The following is an 18516-nucleotide window of genomic DNA, read 5'->3' as shown; positions in this document are numbered from 1 at the left end:
ACCACCGACAAAGACACCCAGCACCTCAAGCTCACCGAACACCAGACCTACCCCAACGGCCTCCAGAAGCAGATCTTCGACGTCATCCACTGAGCACCGAGCCGGGCGATCCCCTGCGGACGCGGCGCGGCGCGCTCAGCGTGTACGGATGATCACCACAGGTAGGCGCGGTGTTCGGATATCGGACACCGCTCTCACCATGCGAGCGAGTTATCCAGACTTGCCCGCATGCCTCCCACGACTACCGCCCCCTCCCGGCCACCGGAGACCCCGGAACCGGAGCTCTCCAAGGGGCTCAAGCAGCGGCACCTGTCGATGATCGCCCTCGGCGGTGTCATCGGTGCCGGACTCTTCGTCGGCTCCGGCGCTGGCATCGCCGCCGCCGGTCCCTCGATCGTCCTCGCCTACACGGCATCCGGCCTGCTGGTGATGCTGGTCATGCGGATGCTCGGCGAGATGTCGGCGGCCCGTCCGGCCTCCGGCTCCTTCTCCGTCTACGCCGAGCGCGCGATCGGCCCGTGGGCGGGGTTCACCGCCGGATGGTCGTTCTGGCTGATGCTGTGCATGGGCGTCGGCCTGGAGGGCCTCGGCGCCGCGCACATCATGACGGGCTGGCTGCCCGGCACGCCGGAGTGGGCCTGGGTCGCGCTGTTCATGGCGGTGTTCTGCGGCTCGAACCTGGCTGCGGTGAAGAACTTCGGTGAGTTCGAGTTCTGGTTCGCCGCGCTGAAGGTCGGTGCCATCAGCCTCTTCCTGGTGATCGGCGGGCTCGCCATCACCGGTGTGCTGCCCGGTACGGACTCCCCCGGCGCCGGGAACCTCACCGGCGTCGGCGGGTTCATGCCCAACGGCACGGAAGGGCTCATCATCGGCCTGCTGGCCTCGGTCCTCGCGTACGGCGGCCTGGAGACCGTCACGATCGCCGCCGCCGAGTCCGAGAACCCGGTCCAGGGCGTCGCGGGCGCCGTGCGCACCGCCATGTGGCGGATCGCGATCTTCTACATCGGCTCGATGCTGGTCATCGTGACGCTGGTGCCGTGGAACGACAAGGAGGTCGTGGAGAAGGGCCCCTACGTCGCGACCCTCGACCAGCTCGGCATCCCCGGTGCCGGGCAGATCATGAACGTGGTCGTGCTGATCGCGCTGCTGTCCGCGATGAACGCCAACATCTACGGTTCCTCGCGCATGGCACGCTCGCTGGTCTCCCGAGGACAGGGCCCGGCCGCGCTCGGCCGCATCTCGTCCGGCGTGCCGCGCCGCGCGGTCGTCGCGTCGTCGGCCTTCGGGTTCTTCTGCGTGCTGCTCAGCTACTGGCGGCCCGACGACATCTTCCAGTGGCTCCTGAACATGATCGGCGCGGTGATCCTCGTCGTCTGGATGTTCACCGCCGTCTCCCAGCTGATCCTGCGCCGCCGCACCGAACGCGACGAGCCCGAGAAGCTGACGGTGCGGATGTGGTGCTATCCGGTCCTCACGTGGGTGGCGCTGGCCGGTATGACGGCCGTGTTCGTCCTGATGGCGGTGGAGCCGAGCACGCGGGCCCAGCTCGCCTGGACGAGCGGTCTGACCATCGCGCTCGCGGCGGTCGGGTACGTGCGCCAGCGGACGGCGGCGGGCCGGAAGGCCGGGGTCTCCGGCTCGGTCTAGGAGTGGCATGGGCGGGCGGCCGTGGGTCGTTCGCCCGTTCGCCCGGCACCGGGCAGCCGTAATTCGTTCGCCCGGTGCCGGGCGCGCGCGTTATCGTCGGCCCCATGAACGTCACCGGCCCACGCACCACCGCGACCGCGCGAGCGACCAGCTCGCCGGCCGCCGCCTGACGTCTTCTCTTCCAACCATCGGCGACCGGAAACGGTCCGTCGATGGTTTTCTTGGCTCTCCCGCCCTGACTCCGGTGATCGCGCGGATCCGTTGTCCGGCGCCCCGCGCGCCCGCGAAGGAGCCAGCACCCCATGAACACCGAACGCGTCACCCGTACGTTCATCGAGTACTTCGAAGAGCGGGGGCACCGCCGGATCACCGGATCCACCCTGCTGCCGGAGCCCGGCGACCCCGTGCTGTTCACCACCTCCGGCATGCACCCCCTGACCCCCTATCTGGAGGGACGGCCGCATCCGCTCGGCAAACGCCTGGTCAACGTGCAGCGCTGCCTGCGCACCACGGACCTGGAGGAGGTCGGCGACCCCACCCATCTCACCGTCTTCGAGATGCTCGGCACCTGGTCCCTCGGCGACTACGAAGGCCCGCGGAGCCTGCGCTGGGGCTACGAGCTGTTCACCGAGGGGTTCGGCATCGATCCGGGCATGCTGCACGCCACGGTCTTCGGCGGTGACGAGCGGCTCGGGCCGGACACCGCTTCTCTGGAGGTGTGGCAGGACCTGGGCGTTCCCGTGGAGTTCACCGTCGAGGACAACTGGTGGGACAACGGCCCGACCGGCCCCTGCGGCCCCGACTCGGAGTTCTTCCTGTGGACCGGCGACACCCCGCCGCAGTCCACACCCACCCAGGACGACCGCTGGGTGGAGGTGTGGAACCACGTCATGATGCGCCACCGCCGCCTGGACGACGGCTCGCTCGTGCCGCTCCCCCAGCGCAACGTCGACACCGGTCTCGGCCTGGAGCGGCTCGCCTCGCTCCTCCAGGGCCGTCCCTCGGTCTTCGAGTGCGACGTCTTCGACCCGTGGCGCCGGCTCGTACCCGGGCTGTGGCCGCTGGACGAGTCCTCCCTGCGCATCGTCTGCGACCATCTCCGCTCGGCCATGGTGGTCATCGGCGACGGGGTTCGGCCCGGCAACACCGGCCGCGGCTACGTCCTGCGCCGCCTCGTGCGCCGCGCCCTCACCGTGCTGTGGCGCGACGACCCCTCACGCGGCATCGGCGACCTGCCGGACGAGCTGTTCCTGCACACCCGGGACCACTTCCGCCAGGAGACGGACCCGACCGACGTGCGCCGTGTGCTGCACGAGGAGGAGCGCCGGTTCAGGACGCTCCTGGAGCGCGGCCGCCAGGTACTGGCCAAGCCCCGTTTCCAGGGACGGCTGAGCGAGGAGGACCTCCACTACCTCCACGACACGCACGGCCTGCCGCGCGACCTCGTCCTGGGCCTGCGGGAGGGGTGACCCGCGGGCGGCCCGTCAGCCGAAGTCGTCGGGGACGATGCGGAGTTTGTGGGCGATGCGGGCGAGGGCCTTCTGGTCGGCGGTGTTGAGCGAGTCGAGGACCATGTGGCGCACGGCGCGCAGGTGTGTGGGCGCTGCGAGGTCCACGATGTCGAAGCCGGCGTCGGTGAGTTCGGCGAGGGTGTAGCGGCCGTCCGCCGGATCGGGTGTCCGTACGATCCAGCCACGCTGTTCACAGCGTTTGACGACGTTGGACAGGCGGGAGAGCGATCCGCTGGCGAGGAAGGCCAGTTCTCCCATCCGCATCGTGCGCCGCGGGGCCTCGGAGAGGTGGCTGAGCACGAGGTACTCGAACAGGGTGAGGCCGTGTTCCTGCCGCAGCGGCGACTCCAGCTTGCCGGGCAGCAGCAGGACAAGGGAGATCAGCCCCGTCCACGCCGCCTTCTCCTGCTCGTCGAGCCACCGCAGCTCTTCGCCGTCCTCGTGTTCGCCCGTGTCGCTCATGGACTCTCCCGTGCAGCTCATGGATCTTCCCGCCTCGCAGGCGACGTCCGCAGTTACTTTACGCGTGAAGTTACGTAAGGGAAAACGCACCCATATGGGCAGACCGAGGGAGCATCATGAGCACCGGCTTCGAGCCCGCACGGTCCGATCGCGTCATAAGTGATCGTTTTCCCTCTTCCCGTCACGCCGCACGGCGGGACTCGCCAAACTGCCCTTCGTCCCATGCGGTTGGTGATCGAAGACGGGGAGGACGATGGCCACGCGCAAGCCGCGTACCGGGAATCTGCCGGCCGAGACGACGGAGCTGATCGGGCGGCGGAGCGAACTGACGGAGATCCACCGGCTGCTCGCGGAGACGCGGCTCGTGGTGCTGACAGGGGTCGGCGGCGTGGGAAAGACACGGCTCGCGCTGCGGGCCGCGAGCGAGGCGCAGCCCTCCTTCCGGGACGGCGCCTGGTGGGTGGAGCTCTCCCCGGTGCGGCACGGCGTCCTGCTGGCGCACACCATCGCCGAGGCGCTGCCGCTGGTGGACCGCACGACGCGCCCGGTGCTGGACGTGGTGGTCGACTATCTGGCGGACCGCGAGACGCTGCTGGTCCTCGACACCTGTGAGCATCTGGTCGACGAGTGCGCGCTGATGGCCGAGTCGTTGCTCCGCGGGGCGCCGGGGCTGCGGATCCTGGTGACCAGCCGCCGCCCGCTGAACATGATCGCGGAGCAGCCGCTGACCGTCTCGCCGCTCCCCGTCACCGGCGGTCCCGCCGCCGAGGGCGCGCGGGAGTCGGACGCCGTCGCCCTCTTGGCCGCCCGCGCCGCCGAAGCGGTGCCCGGCTTCGGCGTCACCGACGCCAACCGGCCGGAGCTGGTGCGGCTGTGCCACCGACTGGACGGCCTGCCGCTCGCCATCGAGCTGGCCGCCGCCCGGCTGCGCGAGCTGTCGATGGCCGACCTCATCGACCGCCTGGAGGACCGGTACGCCGTCCTCGGCACCCTCGACGACGTGGTGGACGACGCCGCACCGCCCTGGCACCGGGCGCTGCGGACCGCGATCGGCTGGAGCCACGAGCTGTGCACCCCGGCGGAACGGCTGGTCTGGGCGCGGCTCTCCGTCTTCGCGGGCGGTTTCGACGCCGAGGCGGCCCGACAGGTGTGCGCCGACACGCACCTGCCGGGGCACGAGATCCCCGCCCTCCTGGAGGCGCTCACCGAGAAGTCCATCCTGAACTGGCAGCCGACCGCAGCCGGCGAGCGCTTCCGCATGCTCGACACCATCCGTGAGTATGGCGCGGGATGGCTGGGCGGCCTCGACGAGGAGGACGAGCTCCGCCGCAGGCACCTCGATCACTACCTGGGCCTCGCGCGGGCCTGCGGCGCCGCCTGGATCGGGCCGGACCAGTACACCTGGTACGACCGGGCCACCGCCGAGCACGGCAACTTCCGCGCCGCGCTGGAGTACGCCCTCGCCGCGCCGGACGACCCCCACGACCACGCCGCCCTCGAACTGGTCGGCGCCCTGTGGTTCTTCTGGTACGGATGCGGCTTCACCAAGGAGGGCCAGCACTACGTGAACCGGGCCCTGGGCGCCGACCCCGGCCCCAGTCGGCCACGCGTCCAGGCCCTGTACGTCGCCAGCCAGGTGCTGCTCTACCTCGGGGACCTGACCGGCCTCCAGGAGCGGGCCGCCGAATGTTCCGCCCTGGCCGCGCGGTTCGGCGAGACGGAGCGGGCACAGGCCGTGGCCGCCGAACTCCGGGTGGCGGCGATGCGCGGCGACCCGGCGCGAGTGGTGTCCCTGGTCGAGAAGCTGCTCGCCACCCCGTGGCGCCGTCGGCCGCTCACCTTCCTCCCGCTGTTCGCGCTGGTGATGGGCGCTCACGCGCACGTCACCGCGGGCCGTGTCGAGGCGGCCGTGGATCTGCTGGACGAACTGAGCGCCGTCTGCGAACGGCACGGCGAGCGCTGCATGCGGGCCTGGGGCGACCTCGTCCGCTCCCAGGCCGAGCTGGCCCGCGGACGGCCCCACACGGCCTGGGACCACGCCCGCGACGCGCTGCGGGTCAAGCACCGGCTGCGGGACGGCACGGGCAGCGGCATGGCCATCGACGTCCTGGCCCAGGCGATGGACGCCACCGGAAGCAGCCATCAGGCGGGCTGGCTGCTCGGCCTGGCGCAGCAGGTCTGGGACGACCTGGGGCGGCCGCAGGCGGGCATTCCCGCACTCATCTCCGCGCGCCGCGCCTGCGAGGCGCGGACCCGCGCCGCCCTCGGGGACTCCGCCTACGAGGCGGCCTTCCGCACCGGCTACGACACCGACCTCGACCTCGGAACCGCACGCGTGCTCGGCGACATGGCCCTCCTCCCGCCGCCGTCCCCCGCCTCCGCCGACTGAGGGCCGGAGCCCGCAGCCAGGAGCATGAGGGCGTCCTGGGCGCTGGAGCCCTCCTCGGTGGTGACGAGGACCAGGGACTGCTCGGGCGAACGGGCGGGGACGAGGATCTGCTGGGTGACGGTGAGCCCGCCGACCAGGGGATGCCGCAGCCGGTAGGCGTCCGCCTCGCACGGCCGGACCCGGTGGTCGCCCCACAGCGCGGCGAACTCGGGGGACGCCATGGACAGTTCGCTGACCAGTGACGCCAGGAGCGCGTCCTCGGGGTGGCGTCCGGCGACCTGGCGCAGGCTGCCCACCACCGCTCGGGCCTTGCGGTCCCAGTCCACGTACAGGTCTCTGGTGTGCGGGTCGAGGAACAGGATGCGGGTCAGGTTGGGCCGGTCCTCGGGGCGGTCGGGTGCGGCCGGGTCGAGGTGCCCGGCGAGCAGGGCGTGCGCCGGGGGGTTCCAGGCCAGTACGTCGGTGCGACGGCCGAGGAGGAGCGCCGGGGTGGGCCCCACCGATCGCAGCAGGTCACGGGTCAGGGGGTCGACGCGTTCGGCCGGCGGACGCCTCAGGGGCCGCCGCCGTCGCGCGGCGAGCGACCGCAGGTGCTCGTGCTCGTGTTCGTCCAGGCGCAGGGCGTCGGCGAGCGCGTCCAGGACACTGTCGGAGGCGTTGACCGACTCGCCCTGTTCGAGGCGCGTGTAGTACGAGACGCTGACGCCCGCCAGTTGAGAGAGCTCCTCGCGCCGCAGCCCCGTCACCCGCCGGGTGCCCGGCAGCTCGGGCAGGCCCACGTCCGCGGGTCTGACCCGTGCCCGCCGGGCCCGCAGGAACTCGCCGAGCTGCGTGGAAGCCACCATGGCGTCGAGTATGCCCGCGCCCCGGGTCCGCAGCCTGCCCCTGTCATGCCTAGGCACGGGCCGGGACTGGTCCTCGCCGCGCTCCGACGCGAGGTTGGCAGCACCTCAGCCACGTATCGGCCGCGCTTCACCGGGCCGGCGGACAGGAGCAGTCATGCAGCACATCGTTCTCGGCGACGTGTCGGTCACCCGGGTCGTCGAGTACTACGGATCGGTCGGGATGACGCCGGCCACCTTCTTCCCCGAGGCGCCACAGGAGGCGTGGCGGGAGCACGGGAACTGGTTGGAGCCGGACTTCGTCGACCCCGTCTCGAACGTCTGCGTAAGCGCGATCCAGACCTGGCTGCTGCGCAGCGAGGGCAGGACGATCCTCGTCGACACCGGGGTCGGCAATCACAAGGAACGTCCCTACTCGCCGGTCTGGAGCCGTCGCGACGGTGACTTCCTCGGTGCGCTCGCCCGGGCGGGCGTACGGCCGCAGGACGTCGATCTGGTGGTCAACACGCATCTGCACGTCGATCACGTGGGGTGGAACACACGCCTGGAGGGGCGCAGTTGGGTGCCGACCTTCCCCAACGCCACGTATCTGATGCCGCGGCGCGACTTCGACTTCTGGAATCCGGCGAACGGTTACGCGCCGCGGCTGGGGCGCGGCAACCAGAACGTGTTCGAGGACAGCGTGGCGCCGGTGCACGAGGCCGGCCGGACCCTGCTGTGGGACGACGGCCACACCATCGACGGCAACCTGCGGCTCGACCTCGCGCCGGGCCACACGCCGGGCTCCTCGGTGCTGACTCTGGCATCGGGCACGGACCGCGCGCTGTTCGTCGGCGATCTGCTCCATACGCCGCTGCAGTTCGTGGCGCCCGACACCAACAGCTGCTTCTGCGAGGACCCGGCCGAGGCCAGAGCCACCCGGCGCCGGCTGCTGGGCCGGGCCAGCGACACCAACTCGCTCGTGCTGCCCGCGCACCTCGGCGGCTCCGGCGGCGCGGAGGTCGTCCGGGACGGCGACACGTTCGCCATCGCCGCATGGGCACCGTTCGACCGCATCTGAGCGCGTACCGGCCACGCGCGCCCGCCTGCCCCTCCGCAAGAGAACTCGCCTGCCCCCACCCGCAGGAGAACTGGAGTACCCCGTGCCGTCCGATCTGATCGTGACCACCGCCGCGGGCGCCGTCCGCGGCGCGTCGACCGGTCCCGCCGACAGCGAGGTGCGGCGTTTCCTCGCCGTGCCCTACGCCGCGCCGCCCCGGGGCGCCGGACGCTTCGCTCCGCCCCGGCCCCCCGAGCGGTGGACGGGCGTGCGCGACGCCGTGTCCCCGGGGCCCGGCGCGCCGCAGCCGCGCAGGGCCGACGCCTTCGGCTCCCTCGACATGGAGCCGTATTTCGGTCCCGGCTGGGAGCGTGGCGAGGACCATCTCACGGTGAACGTCTGGGCTCCGCGTGCGGCCGGGCGCCGCCCGGTGATGGTGTTCGTGCACGGCGGCGGATTCGTGGCCGGCTCGGCCAACGCCGCCTTGTACGACGGCTCCGCGTTCGCCCGCGACGGTGTGGTCCTGGTGACGCTCAACTACCGCCTCGGCATCGCGGGCTTCCTGGACCTGCCGGACGCTCCCGCCAACCGCGGTCTGCTCGACGTCGTCGCCGCGCTGCGCTGGGTCCGCGCCAACATCGCGGCCTTCGGAGGCGATCCCGGCAACGTCACCTTGTTCGGTCAGTCCGCGGGGGCCACGATCATCGGCGCCGTCCTCGCCACGCCCGCGGCGGCGGGGCTCGTCCGGCGCGCGATCGTGCAGAGCGGCAACGGGCTCGGCGCGTTCTCCCCCGAGCAGGCCGCGCGGGTGACGCGCAGGGCCGCTTCGGTGCTGGGTGTCGCGCCGACGGCCGCCTCCTTCGCTGCCGTGCCCGATGACCGGCTCGTCGAGGTGCTGCCCGAACTGGGCGGTCTCGACCTGCGGACGGCCGACCGGCCGGACCCTCTCCTGGGGCTCAGCCCGTTCGGTCTCGTACTGGAACGGCAGCCGGCCGAGAGCCCTCTGGCGGACGTCGACCTGCTCGTCGGCACCAACACCGAGGAGGGGAACCTGTACCTCGCACCGCAGGGGAAGCCGACGAACCCGACCGCGTCGGCCGCCCTGGGTGACGCACTGTTCGGCGCGGGCAGCCGGCGGCTCGCCGAGGCGCACGGCCGCGCGCACGTCTACGAGTTCGCCTGGCGCTCCCCCGCCGTCGGGGGCCTGCTCGGCGCCGCGCACACGGTGGAGCTTCCGTTCGTGTTCGACCGGCTCGGCCTTCCGGCGCTGCGCGGGCCGCACGGGTTGCTCGGAACCGCCGAACCGCCCGGCGCGCTGGCCGAGGAGATGCATGCCGCGTGGGTCGCGTTCGCGCGGACCGGAGACCCCGGCTGGCCACCGTTCACCGGGAGCGGCGAACGGCAGTACGCCGCATCGCGTCAGCTCTTCTGCTGACCGAGCTTCTGGACGTACTCCTGCGCCTTGTCCACGGCCGTGTCGATCTTGTCGCTGTGCTTGCCGTCGGTCTTGCCGTCGACGAAGTCGCCCAGCTTCTCCAGTCCGCCGGAGACCTTGTCCCCGTGCTCCCCCGCGAGGTCTTCCGCCTTGTCCTTGAGGTTCTTCAGGGCGTCGAACATGCACCGACTCGCTTCCACGTTGAACTGATTCCTGCGCCTCGGACGGCGGTCCTCGCCACTGACGCACCATCCTTATTTGCGGCAAATACTATGTCACCGCGCGTAACTGACGAAACCGCACCAGGCGTCTGTCACGAGGAGGTGCCGCGGCCTCGGGGCGGAGGCCGCGGCACCGGTACGGGGCGGGCCTACTTGGCCGTCGTGTCCAGCGCCGCCAACGCCCTGGCCCAGCGCGCGTACTTGAGGTCGGCCAGGTCGGCGACGGTCTTCACCCCGAACGCCTCGTCGAGCAGTTCCCCGTCACGGTCCGAGACGCCCTTGAGCGCGGCCACCGGAGCGGCCAGAATCTCGGGCAGGCTCTTGTCCGCCCACGCCTTGTCCAGCACCTTGTCGAGGTCGATCGTCGCCATGCGTTCCTCCTGGGAATGACCACCGGACAGCCGGTCGCTCAAGCCGCCGCGGTACGGACATCGAGGAGCGAGCCATCGCGCTTCTACACGTTTGTAGAAGCTTAGAGCGGGGCGCCGCCTCCCGGCGGACCCTTCGGCCCAGCGGTCGCCAGATCGGCCGAAACCCGCTGGGCCACGTCGCGAACTCGCCCTTGACGTCGGGGTTTTGCGGAGTCTTTAACCCCGCTGACACCAGGGTTCACGCGTCCCGCCGCCGGAACGCGGCTGCGGCCGACAGGAGCAGCACCACCGTGTATCCGGCGACCAGGGCGAGTGACGGCCAGGGGCCCAGGCTGCCGACCGCCTCGGCGTTCGCGTCGGAGGTCTGGGTCAGCTTCTCCAGGGCGGCCGTGGGCGACAGGCCGGCGATCCACCGCCGCGCGTCCCCGAACAGCGGACCGAAGAGGGAGGGCAGCAGGAGCAGCCCGATCACGGTGGTGACGGCGCCCGCCGAGTGCCGTACGAGCGTGCCGATCGCGAGCCCGAGCAACGCCGCCACCGAGAACGACGCGGCGATCCCGAACAGGGCGGGCCAGGGCTCGCCGGTGGGGTACTTGCCGGCGGGCAGCAGCGCCCCGCCGACCGCGAACGCGAGCGTGCAGGACAGCAGGGCGAGGCCGTACGTGACGAGCGCGAGGACCGTCGCCTTGGCGGCGAGCACGGTGCCGCGGCGGGGGTTGGCGGCCAGCGTGGTGCGCAGGGTGCCGCTGCCGTACTCGCCGGTGACCACGAGCGCGCCGGTCACGGCGGCGAGCATCTGGGCGACGACGGTGAGGGTGAGACTGCCGCCGAGCACGGTGTCGTCGGCCTGGAGACTGCCGCTCGCCGCCACGAACACCGCGCCGAGGACGGGCACCAGAGCCGTGGCGACCGTCGTCCACACGGTGGAGCGCACGCTCCGGAACTTGATCCACTCGTAGTGGAACTGCTCCGGCAGGGCGGCGCGCGGGCTGCGGCCCGACGGCTGGACGAAGAGGCTGTCGCTCGGGCTCATCGCAGGGCCTCCTTGGTCATGGGGGTGGTGTATTCGGCGGCGTCCTGGGCGAGCGACGTGTAGACCTCCTCCAAGGAGGAGTGGGCGGGGGTCAGTTCGTGGACGGCGAGACCGTGCAGGCGGGCCAGGTCGCCGATCGCGACCGCGTCCGGCCCGGTCACGCGCCAGCCGCCGCGCGGGTCGAGCCGAACGTCCGCTCCCTTGGCCTCCAGCAGGGCCCGCAGCCTGTCCCCCTCGGGCGCCCGTACGTACGTGTGGGCGCGGGAGTGGGAGGCGATGAAGTCGCGGACCGTGGTGTCGGCGAGGAGACGTCCTCTGCCGATCACGACGAGGTGGTCGGCGGTCAGCTCCATCTCGCTCATCAGATGGCTGGAAAGGAAGACCGTGCGGCCCTGCGCGGCCAGGGACTTCATGAGGTCACGGATCCAGCGGATGCCTTCGGTGTCGAGTCCGTTGACGGGCTCGTCGAGAAGGAGGATCTCCGGGTCCCCGATCAACGCGGCGGCGATGCCCAGGCGTTGGCCCATGCCGAGCGAGAAGCCCTTGGTGCGTTTGCGGGCGGTGGCGGGCGGCAGCCCGACCAGGTCGAGGACCTCGTCGACGCGGCGGCGCGGCAGGCCGTTGCTCGCGGCGAGGCCGGCCAGGTGCTGGTAGGCGGTGCGGCCGCCGTGGACGCCCTTCGCGTCCAGCAGGGAGCCGACCGTGCACAGGGGTGCGCGCAGGTCGCCGTAGCGGCGGCCTGCCACGGTGACCCGTCCGCGTGTGGGCGCGTCCAGTCCGAGCACGAGCCGCATGGTGGTGGACTTGCCCGCGCCGTTGGGGCCGAGGAAGCCGGTCACCCGTCCCGGCCGCACGGTGAAGGAGAGTCCGTCGACGGCGGTCCTGCCGCCGTAGCGTTTGGTCAGTTCCGTTGCCTCGATCATGTCCCCGACGCTACGAACGCCGGGCGGATCGGACATCCGCCGACGGGAGTCGGCCGCTACTCCCCCGGGAGCAGGCCCGCCTGCCGCTGTCCGGGCCGTACGAGACCGGCCTCGTACGCGAGGACGACGAGCTGCGCGCGGTCGCGGACCCCGAGCTTCGTCATGGCACGGCTGACGTGTGTCTTCGCGGTCAGCGGACTCATGATCAGCCGCTTGCCGATCTCGTCGTTGCTCAGCCCCGCCGCGACCAGCGCCATGACCTCGCGCTCCCGCTCCGTCAGCGGCGTGAGCCGCTCGGCCCCGGCGGCCTCCGGCGCCTTGAGGCGCGCGAACTCCTCGACGACCGAGCGCGTCACCGCCGGCGCCAGCAGGCTCTGCCCGGCCGCGACCGTGCGGATCGCCTCGCGCAGCTCGTCCGGCTCCAGGTCCTTGATCAGGAAGCCCGCCGCGCCGTGCCGCAGCGCCTCGAAGACGTACTCGTCCACCTGGTAGGTGGTGAGCATGACAACCCGGACCCGGTCGAGGGTGCGGTCGGCGGCGATGCGGCGGGTGGCCTCGATGCCGTCGACGCCCGGCATGCGGATGTCCATCAGGACCACGTCGGGGCGGGTGGTGCGCACCGCCTCGACGGCCTGCGCGCCGTCGGCCGCCTCGGCGACCACCACGAGGTCGTCGGTGAGGTCCAGCAAGGCGCGGAAGCCCGCGCGGACGACCGTCTGGTCGTCGGCGAGCACGACCCGCACGGTCATGGTCGGCCTCCCTCATGGGGTGTCGTGCCGGTCGCTCCCGGTGCCGTACCGGCCCCGTCGGGTGTCGCGTCGACCGGCAGCTCGGCCCGCACCCGGAAGCCTCCGCCGGGCAGGGGGCCGTACTCGATGCTGCCACCGACGGCGGAGGCCCGCTCGCGCATGCCGAGCAGCCCGAACCCTCCCTCGTCGCCGGGGGCATCGCGCCCCCTCTCGTCGTTCGCCTCGCCGTCGTGGCCCTTGGCGTCCTGGCCCCTGCCGTCGTGACCTCTGCCGTCGTCGACCACCTCGACGCACAGGCGCCGCCCCCACAGGCCGACCGAGACGGCCGCGTGCCGCGCGTCCGCGTGCCGCACGACGTTCGTGAGGGCCTCCTGCACGATCCGGTAGGCGGCGAGGTCGACCATGCGCGGCAGGGCCGCCGCTTCCCGGACGTCCTGCCGCAGCACGACGTCGGTCCCGTTGCCCGTGAAACCGGCCACGAGGTCCGGGATCCGGCCGACACCCGGCGCCGGGGCGGTGGGATCGCCGCCCGGCTCGCGCAGCACGGTGACGGTGGCGCGCAGCTCGCGCACCGCCTCCTTGCCCGCGTCGCGCACCGTGCGCATCGCCTCGCGCGCCACGTCGGGCCTGCGGTCCAGCGCGTCCAGGGCGAGCCCTGCCTGCACCGTCATGGCCGCCACCGTGTGGGCCACCACGTCGTGGAGCTCGCGGGCGATGCGGGCGCGCTCCTCGTGCACACGGCGTGCCGCCTCGCGCTCCCGGTCGGCCTCCGCGCGCTCGGCCCGCGCCGCGTACGCGGCCAGCAACTGCCGCCGCGTACGCACCACTTCGCCCAGCAGCAGCGGGACGAGCGGCCACACCATCTCCAGGACGGGGAGCCCCTGCGGATTGACGACGTCCTTGCCCACCGCGAGGGCGACGGTCCCGGACGCGGCAGCGGCGATCAGCGCCACCCAGGCGGTACGGCGTCGGCTGCCCTGGACGGCGACGGTGTACAGCGCGACGATCACCGGCAGGTTCAGCAGCTCTCCGATGTGCCCGTACAGTGCCCAGCCCGCGCAGGCGGCGCCCGTCACCGACGCCACGGCGACGGGCCACCGCCTGCGCCCCATCAGCGCGCACAAGGAGAGGGCGAACAGCAGCCAGGACCACTGGTCCGCCTGCCGGTACCCGGGCTCGTTCACCGCCAGGTCGGCCCCCGCGAAGAGCCCGACGACCACCACGACCAGGAGGTCCGCCGACGGGGGCGGCAGCGTCCGCGCACGGGCCAGGAGGCGGTCGAAGGTCATCACGCCCTCACCGTAGGCGCCCCGCATCGGTCCCGCATACGACCACGGGAGTAGCTCGGCGCGGATCACACGGGAGGAGACCGTACGGCTCAGCGGCGGCCCTTGAGGCGCTCCACCCCCACGACGCCGAGCGCGGCGAGGCCGACCTGGATGGCCAGTTCGATCCAGTCGATGCCCTTGGTGTCGGCGACGTCGAGTGCGGCGGCGACGGCCGTGCCGACGAGTGCCGCCGCGATGCCGACCAGGATCGTCCACGCGACGCCGATGCGCTGGCGCCCCGGGATGACCAGGCGGCCCAGGATTCCGATCACTATGCCGATCACGATCGCGGTGAAGATGCCGGAGATCTCCATGCCGGTCCGCCTCTCCTTGTTTCGAATCGTCCGTCTGCTTCTGCGCTGCGTCCGATTGTTTCTACGCCTCTGTCGATCTACGTGTTCCCCGGCATCGGCGTCGCACTCTCCTCGGCGCCGGACGGACGGGGCGCGGCGAAGGCCGCGAGGCTGTCCTCCAGATCGTCGAGCGCCCGGCGCGCGACGGCGATCCGGACCCGCACCTCTTCCTCCGACACGGAAACGGGTGCGGGCGCGGGAGGCAGCGCCTCCCGCTCCTCCCGCTCCTCCATCGTGCGGGCCTCGTCGAGCGAGGTGATCACGACGCCGATGAGGACGTTGACCAGGACGAACGACGCGATGAGGACGTACGAGGCGTAGTAGAAGATGCTCCAGCGGGAGATCTCCAGGCCCGAACGCACCGCGTCGCCGAGTCCGTCGAGGGTCATCAGGAGGAACAGGGTGAGCACGGCGCGGCCGATGGAGCCGAAGTGCCCGGGGTCGGCGTCGCCGAAGAAGACCCAGCCCACCATCGCGTACACGTAGAGCAGCAGCCCGCCGACGAGCAGGAAGCTGACCGTTCCCGGCAGGCTGCGGCCCACCGCGACCAGGACGATGCGCAGTTGGGGCAGGAAGCGGGCGGCGCGCAGCACCCGGGCCAGGCGCAGCAGACGCAGCACGGTGGCGTTCTCCCGGACGACGGGCAGGAACGCGCACACCACGACGGCCAGGTCGAAGAGGTTCCACGGGTCGCGCCAGAAGTCGCGCGGACGGTCCGCGTGGGCGGCGACCCGGACGAGCATCTCCGCGGTGAAGACCGCCAGGAAGCAGTGCTCCAGCAGCTTCAGCTCGCCGTCGAAGCGGTCGGTGACACCGCTGTACGTCTCGACGCCGAGCACGGCGGCGTTGGTGAGGATCAGGGCGAAGACGGTGACGGCGAACCAGCGCGCCTCGACGACGGCACGGCATCGGGTGGCCAGGGCGGCGCGGCGGGTGCTCTCGGGTAACGGGATTGTGTTGCTGTTCACGGGACTTGGATCTTACGTGGGTGGCGTCCTCACCAGCCCGTTGCCGTCCGGCGGTGGACGAGGGAATCGAGGGGGCCCAGGGAACCGATGAGCGCAGGACCGTGGTCTTCTATGACGTGTCTTCCCTTCCACCACAGTTACAACAGCCCCCGCCCACCGGCCACATGATCGTGTGCGGCGACGACGCGCTCGCCGAGCGGCTGGCCGCGGAGCTCCACGCGGTCTACCGCGAGACGGTCACCGTCGTCGTGCCGTCCGCGCGGACGGGCGACACGGCGCGGGCGGGGTCGGCCGGCCGGGCCGCCACCGCCCTCCTCGGCCGGTTGCAGGCGGTCATGGCCAGGGCGACGCGTGCGGCCGCGGACGGGAACGCGCCGGCTCCGCGAGTCCTCGAAGCCGCGGCCCCCGACGAGGCGACCCTGGTCGAGGCGGGCGTGGGCGAGGCCGCCGCGCTCGCCCTCGTCCATGACGACGACGAGACGAACATCCATGCCGCGCTGGCCGCCCGCCGGCTCAACCCGCGCCTTCGCCTGGTGATCCGGCTCTACAACCGCAAGCTCGGCCAGCACATCGAGGAGCTGCTCGACCAGGCCTCCGCGGTCGCCGCGCCCGGACTCGGCCTGTCGGCGGCGGACACCTCCACCACCGTCCTGTCCGACGCCGACACCGCCGCCCCGGCCCTCGCGGCCACCGCGGTCGCGGGCACCAGCAAGGTCGTCCACGCCGACGGCCTCCTGCTGCGCGCCGTGGAACGCACCCCGCCGGCCCGGGGGCGGGTCGCCGACCCCGGACTGTGCACGCTCGCCCTGCTGTCGGCCACCACCAACGACCCGGCGGGCGCGGAGGGTTCGGACGACGACGACCAGGAAGAGGGGCCGCGGCTGCTGCCCGACGCCCGCACGGTCGCCGCCGCGACGGGCCGCGGCACCGTCGTCCTGGAGACCGTCTCGCACGCCGGGCCCGCACCGGCGCCGGGCCGTCTCACCCGGCGCGGCCTCCCGTTCGGCTCGTTCTTCTCGCCCCGCCTGCGCTGGTCGCTGGCCGGGCTCAGCGGCTGCGTCCTCGGCCTGGCGGTGGCGAACTGGCTGGCGGTGCCCGGCGCCCACCCCCTGCACGCCGGTTACCTCACGCTGCTCGACCTCTTCGCCATCGACGAACCCGCCCTCGCCGAACCCGCCTCCCGTCAGATCCTCCAACTCCTGTCCGGACTGGCCGGGTTGCTGTTCCTGCCCGTCCTTCTGGCGGCCGTCCTGGAGGCTCTGGGCACGTTCCGCAACGCGGCCGCCCTGCGTCGACCGCCGCGCGGCCTCTCCGGCCACGTCGTCCTCCTCGGCCTCGGCAAGATCGGCACCCGCGTGCTCGCCCGGCTGCGCGAGATGGACATCCCCGTGGTGTGCGTGGAGGAGGACCCCGACGCGCGCGGCGTCCCGCTCGCCCGTCGTCTGCGCGTGCCCACGGTCATCGGGGACGTCACCGACGAGGGCGTCCTGGAATCCGCGAAGGTGCACCGCGCCCACGCCCTGATGGCGCTGACGAACAGTGACACCACCAACCTCGAAGCGGCTCTGTACGCACGCTCCCTCAAGCCCGGCCTCCGTGCCGTGCTGCGCCTGTACGACGACGCGTTCGCCACCGCGGTCTACCGGACCCTGCGGGCCGCCCATCCGGCGGCACTCACCCGCAGCCGCAGCGTCTCCACGCTCGCCGCGCCCGCGTTCGCCGTCGCGATGATGGGCCGTCACGTCCTCGGTGCGATCCCCGTGGAGCGCCGGGTCCTGCTCTTCGCCGCCCTCGATGTCGCGGGTCATCCGCAGCTGGACGGCCGCACCATCGAGGAGTCGTTCCGCGCCGGTTCCTGGCGCGTGCTCGCCCTCGACTGCGCGGCTCCGGACGACCGCCAGCCCGACCTGGCCTTCGCTCCGGCCGAGGACGGCGACGAGCACCCCGCCGGCCTGGTGTGGGACCTGCACCCGGGCTATGTCCTGCGCCCGGAGGACCGGGTCGTCCTGGCCGCCACCCGCCAAGGCCTCGCCGAGCTCCTCGGGCGACGGCCCCGCGTACGGACCGGCGCTTCAGGGGCGTAGGCCGTCCCGGAGACGTGGCGCCCGCCCTGTGGCGCTAGGGGGCCGGCGGCACGTAGAAGTTCGTGGTGGCCGCCGTCATCGCCACGGCGGTCTCCGCGGGTGTGCCGTAGGCCTCGTTCGCCCGTCCCCAGGCCTCGCTGCTCGCGGTCAGGTAGGCCCGCGCCTCCTCGGACTCGCTCCACGCCTGCGTCGCCTCGCGGTCGAACGCCGCGCCCTCGGCGAGGTACTTCTCGAGCCCGACCAGGCCCAGGTCCCACCCCACACCGGTGGCTCCGGGGCCGTAGGTGTCCCAGAACGTCGGGTCGACGACGGCCACGTGCTCCAGCTCGAAGAGGGTGCGCTCCTCGCCCTCGGGCGTCAGACGCACCTCGACCTCGCTGAGATCGCCCTCCTTGGGCTCCCCGAGGATCCAGCTGACCCGCAGCAGTCGCGGCGGCTCGCAGCGCAGCACCTCGCCGCCCGCGTTGCCGTCCAGCTGGTAGTGGCCGCCGGGCTTCAGCTCGCCCGTGACGGGCAGGAACCAGCGGCCGAGGCGCTCCGCGTCGGTGCAGGCCTCCCAGACGTCGTGGACACCGGCGTCGTAGACGCGGCGCATGACGATGCCGCGTCCGGTGCCCTTGGGGGTCTCGGCGTCCCGCACCTGGCGGTGCATGGCGTTGATCCGGTCCACGATGTCACCCATCGGAGGTCTCCTCGCTCTCGCTTCTGGCAGTACGACGCTCCGTACCGCGGTCACCGCCCCCTTGCGTGCCGTCGCGCGGCCGCCGCGTGCTCTCGTGCGGCCGCCTGGCACGCTTGCCGCGGGCCAGTTCCGTGCCCAGCGCGTCGAGGCGCTGTTCCCAGAAGCCGCGGAAGCGCTCCAGCCAGACGTCCACCTCGCGCAGCGGCGCCGCGTCGACGGCGTACAGCCGCCGCGCCCCCTCCGCGCGCACCGTCGCGAAGCCGCTCTCGCGCAGCACCCGCAAGTGCTGGGAGACGGCGGGCTGGGAGATCGCGAACTCCTCGCGGATCACGGCGGTCACCACCCCGGAGGTCTGCTCGCCCTCGGCCAGCAGTTCCAGGATGCGCCGCCGGACGGGATCGCCCAGCACATCGAATGCGTGCACGCCCTCAGCATGCCAGCGACCCCTTATATAAGTCAACACTTATATAAGGGGTCGG

18 protein-coding genes are annotated in these 18516 nt (G+C 72.4%); 6 read left to right on the top strand and 12 right to left on the bottom strand.

What is annotated here, in order from left to right; translation table 11 throughout:
• Window positions 1-228: 228 nt before the first annotated feature.
• Both AB0L89_RS33540 and AB0L89_RS33535 read left to right on the top strand, forming a co-directional pair.
• Complete coding sequence (locus AB0L89_RS33540) at window positions 229-1647, top strand: amino acid permease (protein ID WP_365149635.1); 1419 nt, start codon at window positions 229-231, stop codon at window positions 1645-1647.
• A 302-nt stretch (window positions 1648-1949) separates the two neighbouring features.
• On the top strand, window positions 1950-3116 hold the full coding sequence (locus AB0L89_RS33535; RefSeq protein WP_365149632.1) for an alanine--tRNA ligase-related protein: 1167 nt from the start codon (window positions 1950-1952) through the stop codon (window positions 3114-3116).
• Window positions 3117-3131: 15 nt separating this feature from the next.
• Here the strand turns inward: AB0L89_RS33535 and AB0L89_RS33530 are convergent, their stop codons facing one another.
• On the bottom strand, window positions 3132-3620 hold the full coding sequence (locus AB0L89_RS33530) for a MarR family transcriptional regulator (RefSeq protein WP_365149629.1): 489 nt from the start codon (window positions 3618-3620) through the stop codon (window positions 3132-3134).
• A gap of 253 nt (window positions 3621-3873) precedes the next feature.
• Here AB0L89_RS33530 and AB0L89_RS33525 point away from each other — a divergent pair, with 253 nt between their 5' ends.
• Window positions 3874-6009 carry an NB-ARC domain-containing protein gene (locus AB0L89_RS33525; protein WP_365149626.1) on the top strand — a complete coding sequence of 712 codons (2136 nt, stop codon included), beginning with the start codon at window positions 3874-3876 and terminating at the stop codon, window positions 6007-6009.
• On the opposite strand, the gene AB0L89_RS33520 is transcribed toward AB0L89_RS33525, so the two are convergent.
• Window positions 5922-6854, bottom strand: a complete 933-nt coding sequence (locus AB0L89_RS33520; protein WP_365149623.1) for a helix-turn-helix transcriptional regulator — start codon at window positions 6852-6854, stop codon at window positions 5922-5924. The two genes, AB0L89_RS33525 and AB0L89_RS33520, sit on opposite strands and share 88 nt — an antisense overlap.
• Before the next feature lie 154 nt (window positions 6855-7008).
• Between AB0L89_RS33520 and AB0L89_RS33515 the strand changes: the two genes are divergently transcribed.
• Window positions 7009-7911 (top strand): MBL fold metallo-hydrolase, encoded by a 903-nt coding sequence (locus AB0L89_RS33515; protein WP_365149620.1) that lies wholly within the window; start codon window positions 7009-7011, stop codon window positions 7909-7911.
• A gap of 82 nt (window positions 7912-7993) precedes the next feature.
• Window positions 7994-9325, top strand: coding sequence for a carboxylesterase family protein (locus AB0L89_RS33510; RefSeq protein WP_365149617.1), 1332 nt, complete (start codon window positions 7994-7996; stop codon window positions 9323-9325).
• Here AB0L89_RS33510 and AB0L89_RS33505 read toward each other — a convergent pair.
• The 8 genes from AB0L89_RS33505 to AB0L89_RS33470 all read right to left on the bottom strand — a co-directional run bounded on the left by AB0L89_RS33505 (window position 9310) and on the right by AB0L89_RS33470 (window position 15271).
• Window positions 9310-9507, bottom strand: a complete 198-nt coding sequence (locus tag AB0L89_RS33505; protein WP_365149614.1) for an antitoxin — start codon at window positions 9505-9507, stop codon at window positions 9310-9312. The genes AB0L89_RS33510 and AB0L89_RS33505 overlap by 16 nt on opposite strands.
• 188 nt (window positions 9508-9695) lie before the next feature.
• Window positions 9696-9917, bottom strand: a complete 222-nt coding sequence (locus AB0L89_RS33500) for a hypothetical protein (protein ID WP_365149611.1) — start codon at window positions 9915-9917, stop codon at window positions 9696-9698.
• Window positions 9918-10155: 238 nt separating this feature from the next.
• A complete protein-coding gene (locus AB0L89_RS33495; protein WP_365149608.1) occupies window positions 10156-10950 on the bottom strand; it encodes an ABC transporter permease subunit in 795 nt (264 codons plus the stop codon).
• On the bottom strand, window positions 10947-11873 hold the full coding sequence (locus AB0L89_RS33490; protein WP_365149605.1) for an ATP-binding cassette domain-containing protein: 927 nt from the start codon (window positions 11871-11873) through the stop codon (window positions 10947-10949). Before AB0L89_RS33490 ends, AB0L89_RS33495 begins: the two co-directional genes overlap by 4 nt.
• Window positions 11874-11929: 56 nt before the next feature.
• Window positions 11930-12622, bottom strand: coding sequence for a response regulator transcription factor (locus AB0L89_RS33485; protein ID WP_365149602.1), 693 nt, complete (start codon window positions 12620-12622; stop codon window positions 11930-11932).
• The gene (locus AB0L89_RS33480; protein ID WP_365149647.1) at window positions 12619-13911 is read right to left on the bottom strand and encodes a sensor histidine kinase; all 1293 of its coding nucleotides are present in this window, start codon (window positions 13909-13911) and stop codon (window positions 12619-12621) included. The genes AB0L89_RS33485 and AB0L89_RS33480 overlap by 4 nt, the downstream gene beginning before the upstream one ends.
• 89 nt (window positions 13912-14000) lie before the next feature.
• Window positions 14001-14264 (bottom strand): GlsB/YeaQ/YmgE family stress response membrane protein, encoded by a 264-nt coding sequence (locus AB0L89_RS33475; RefSeq protein ID WP_365149599.1) that lies wholly within the window; start codon window positions 14262-14264, stop codon window positions 14001-14003.
• Window positions 14265-14341: 77 nt separating this feature from the next.
• Window positions 14342-15271, bottom strand: coding sequence for an ion transporter (locus AB0L89_RS33470; RefSeq protein ID WP_365149596.1), 930 nt, complete (start codon window positions 15269-15271; stop codon window positions 14342-14344).
• Between the two features lie 164 nt (window positions 15272-15435).
• On the opposite strand from AB0L89_RS33470, the gene AB0L89_RS33465 reads away from it, so the two are divergent.
• Window positions 15436-17355 carry an NAD-binding protein gene (locus AB0L89_RS33465; RefSeq protein ID WP_365149594.1) on the top strand — a complete coding sequence of 640 codons (1920 nt, stop codon included), beginning with the start codon at window positions 15436-15438 and terminating at the stop codon, window positions 17353-17355.
• 34 nt (window positions 17356-17389) lie between these two features.
• On the opposite strand, the gene AB0L89_RS33460 is transcribed toward AB0L89_RS33465, so the two are convergent.
• Entirely contained in the window at window positions 17390-18037 is a 648-nt protein-coding gene (locus AB0L89_RS33460; protein WP_365149591.1) for an SRPBCC family protein, read from the bottom strand.
• Window positions 18030-18461 (bottom strand): metalloregulator ArsR/SmtB family transcription factor, encoded by a 432-nt coding sequence (locus AB0L89_RS33455; protein WP_365149588.1) that lies wholly within the window; start codon window positions 18459-18461, stop codon window positions 18030-18032. The genes AB0L89_RS33460 and AB0L89_RS33455 overlap by 8 nt, the downstream gene beginning before the upstream one ends.
• Between the last annotated feature and the right edge of the window lie 55 nt (window positions 18462-18516).

The organism is Streptomyces sp. NPDC052114 (assembly GCF_040680155.1).
Lineage (GTDB): Bacteria > Actinomycetota > Actinomycetes > Streptomycetales > Streptomycetaceae > Streptomyces.
This window is presented reverse-complemented; position numbering and strand designations above follow the sequence as displayed.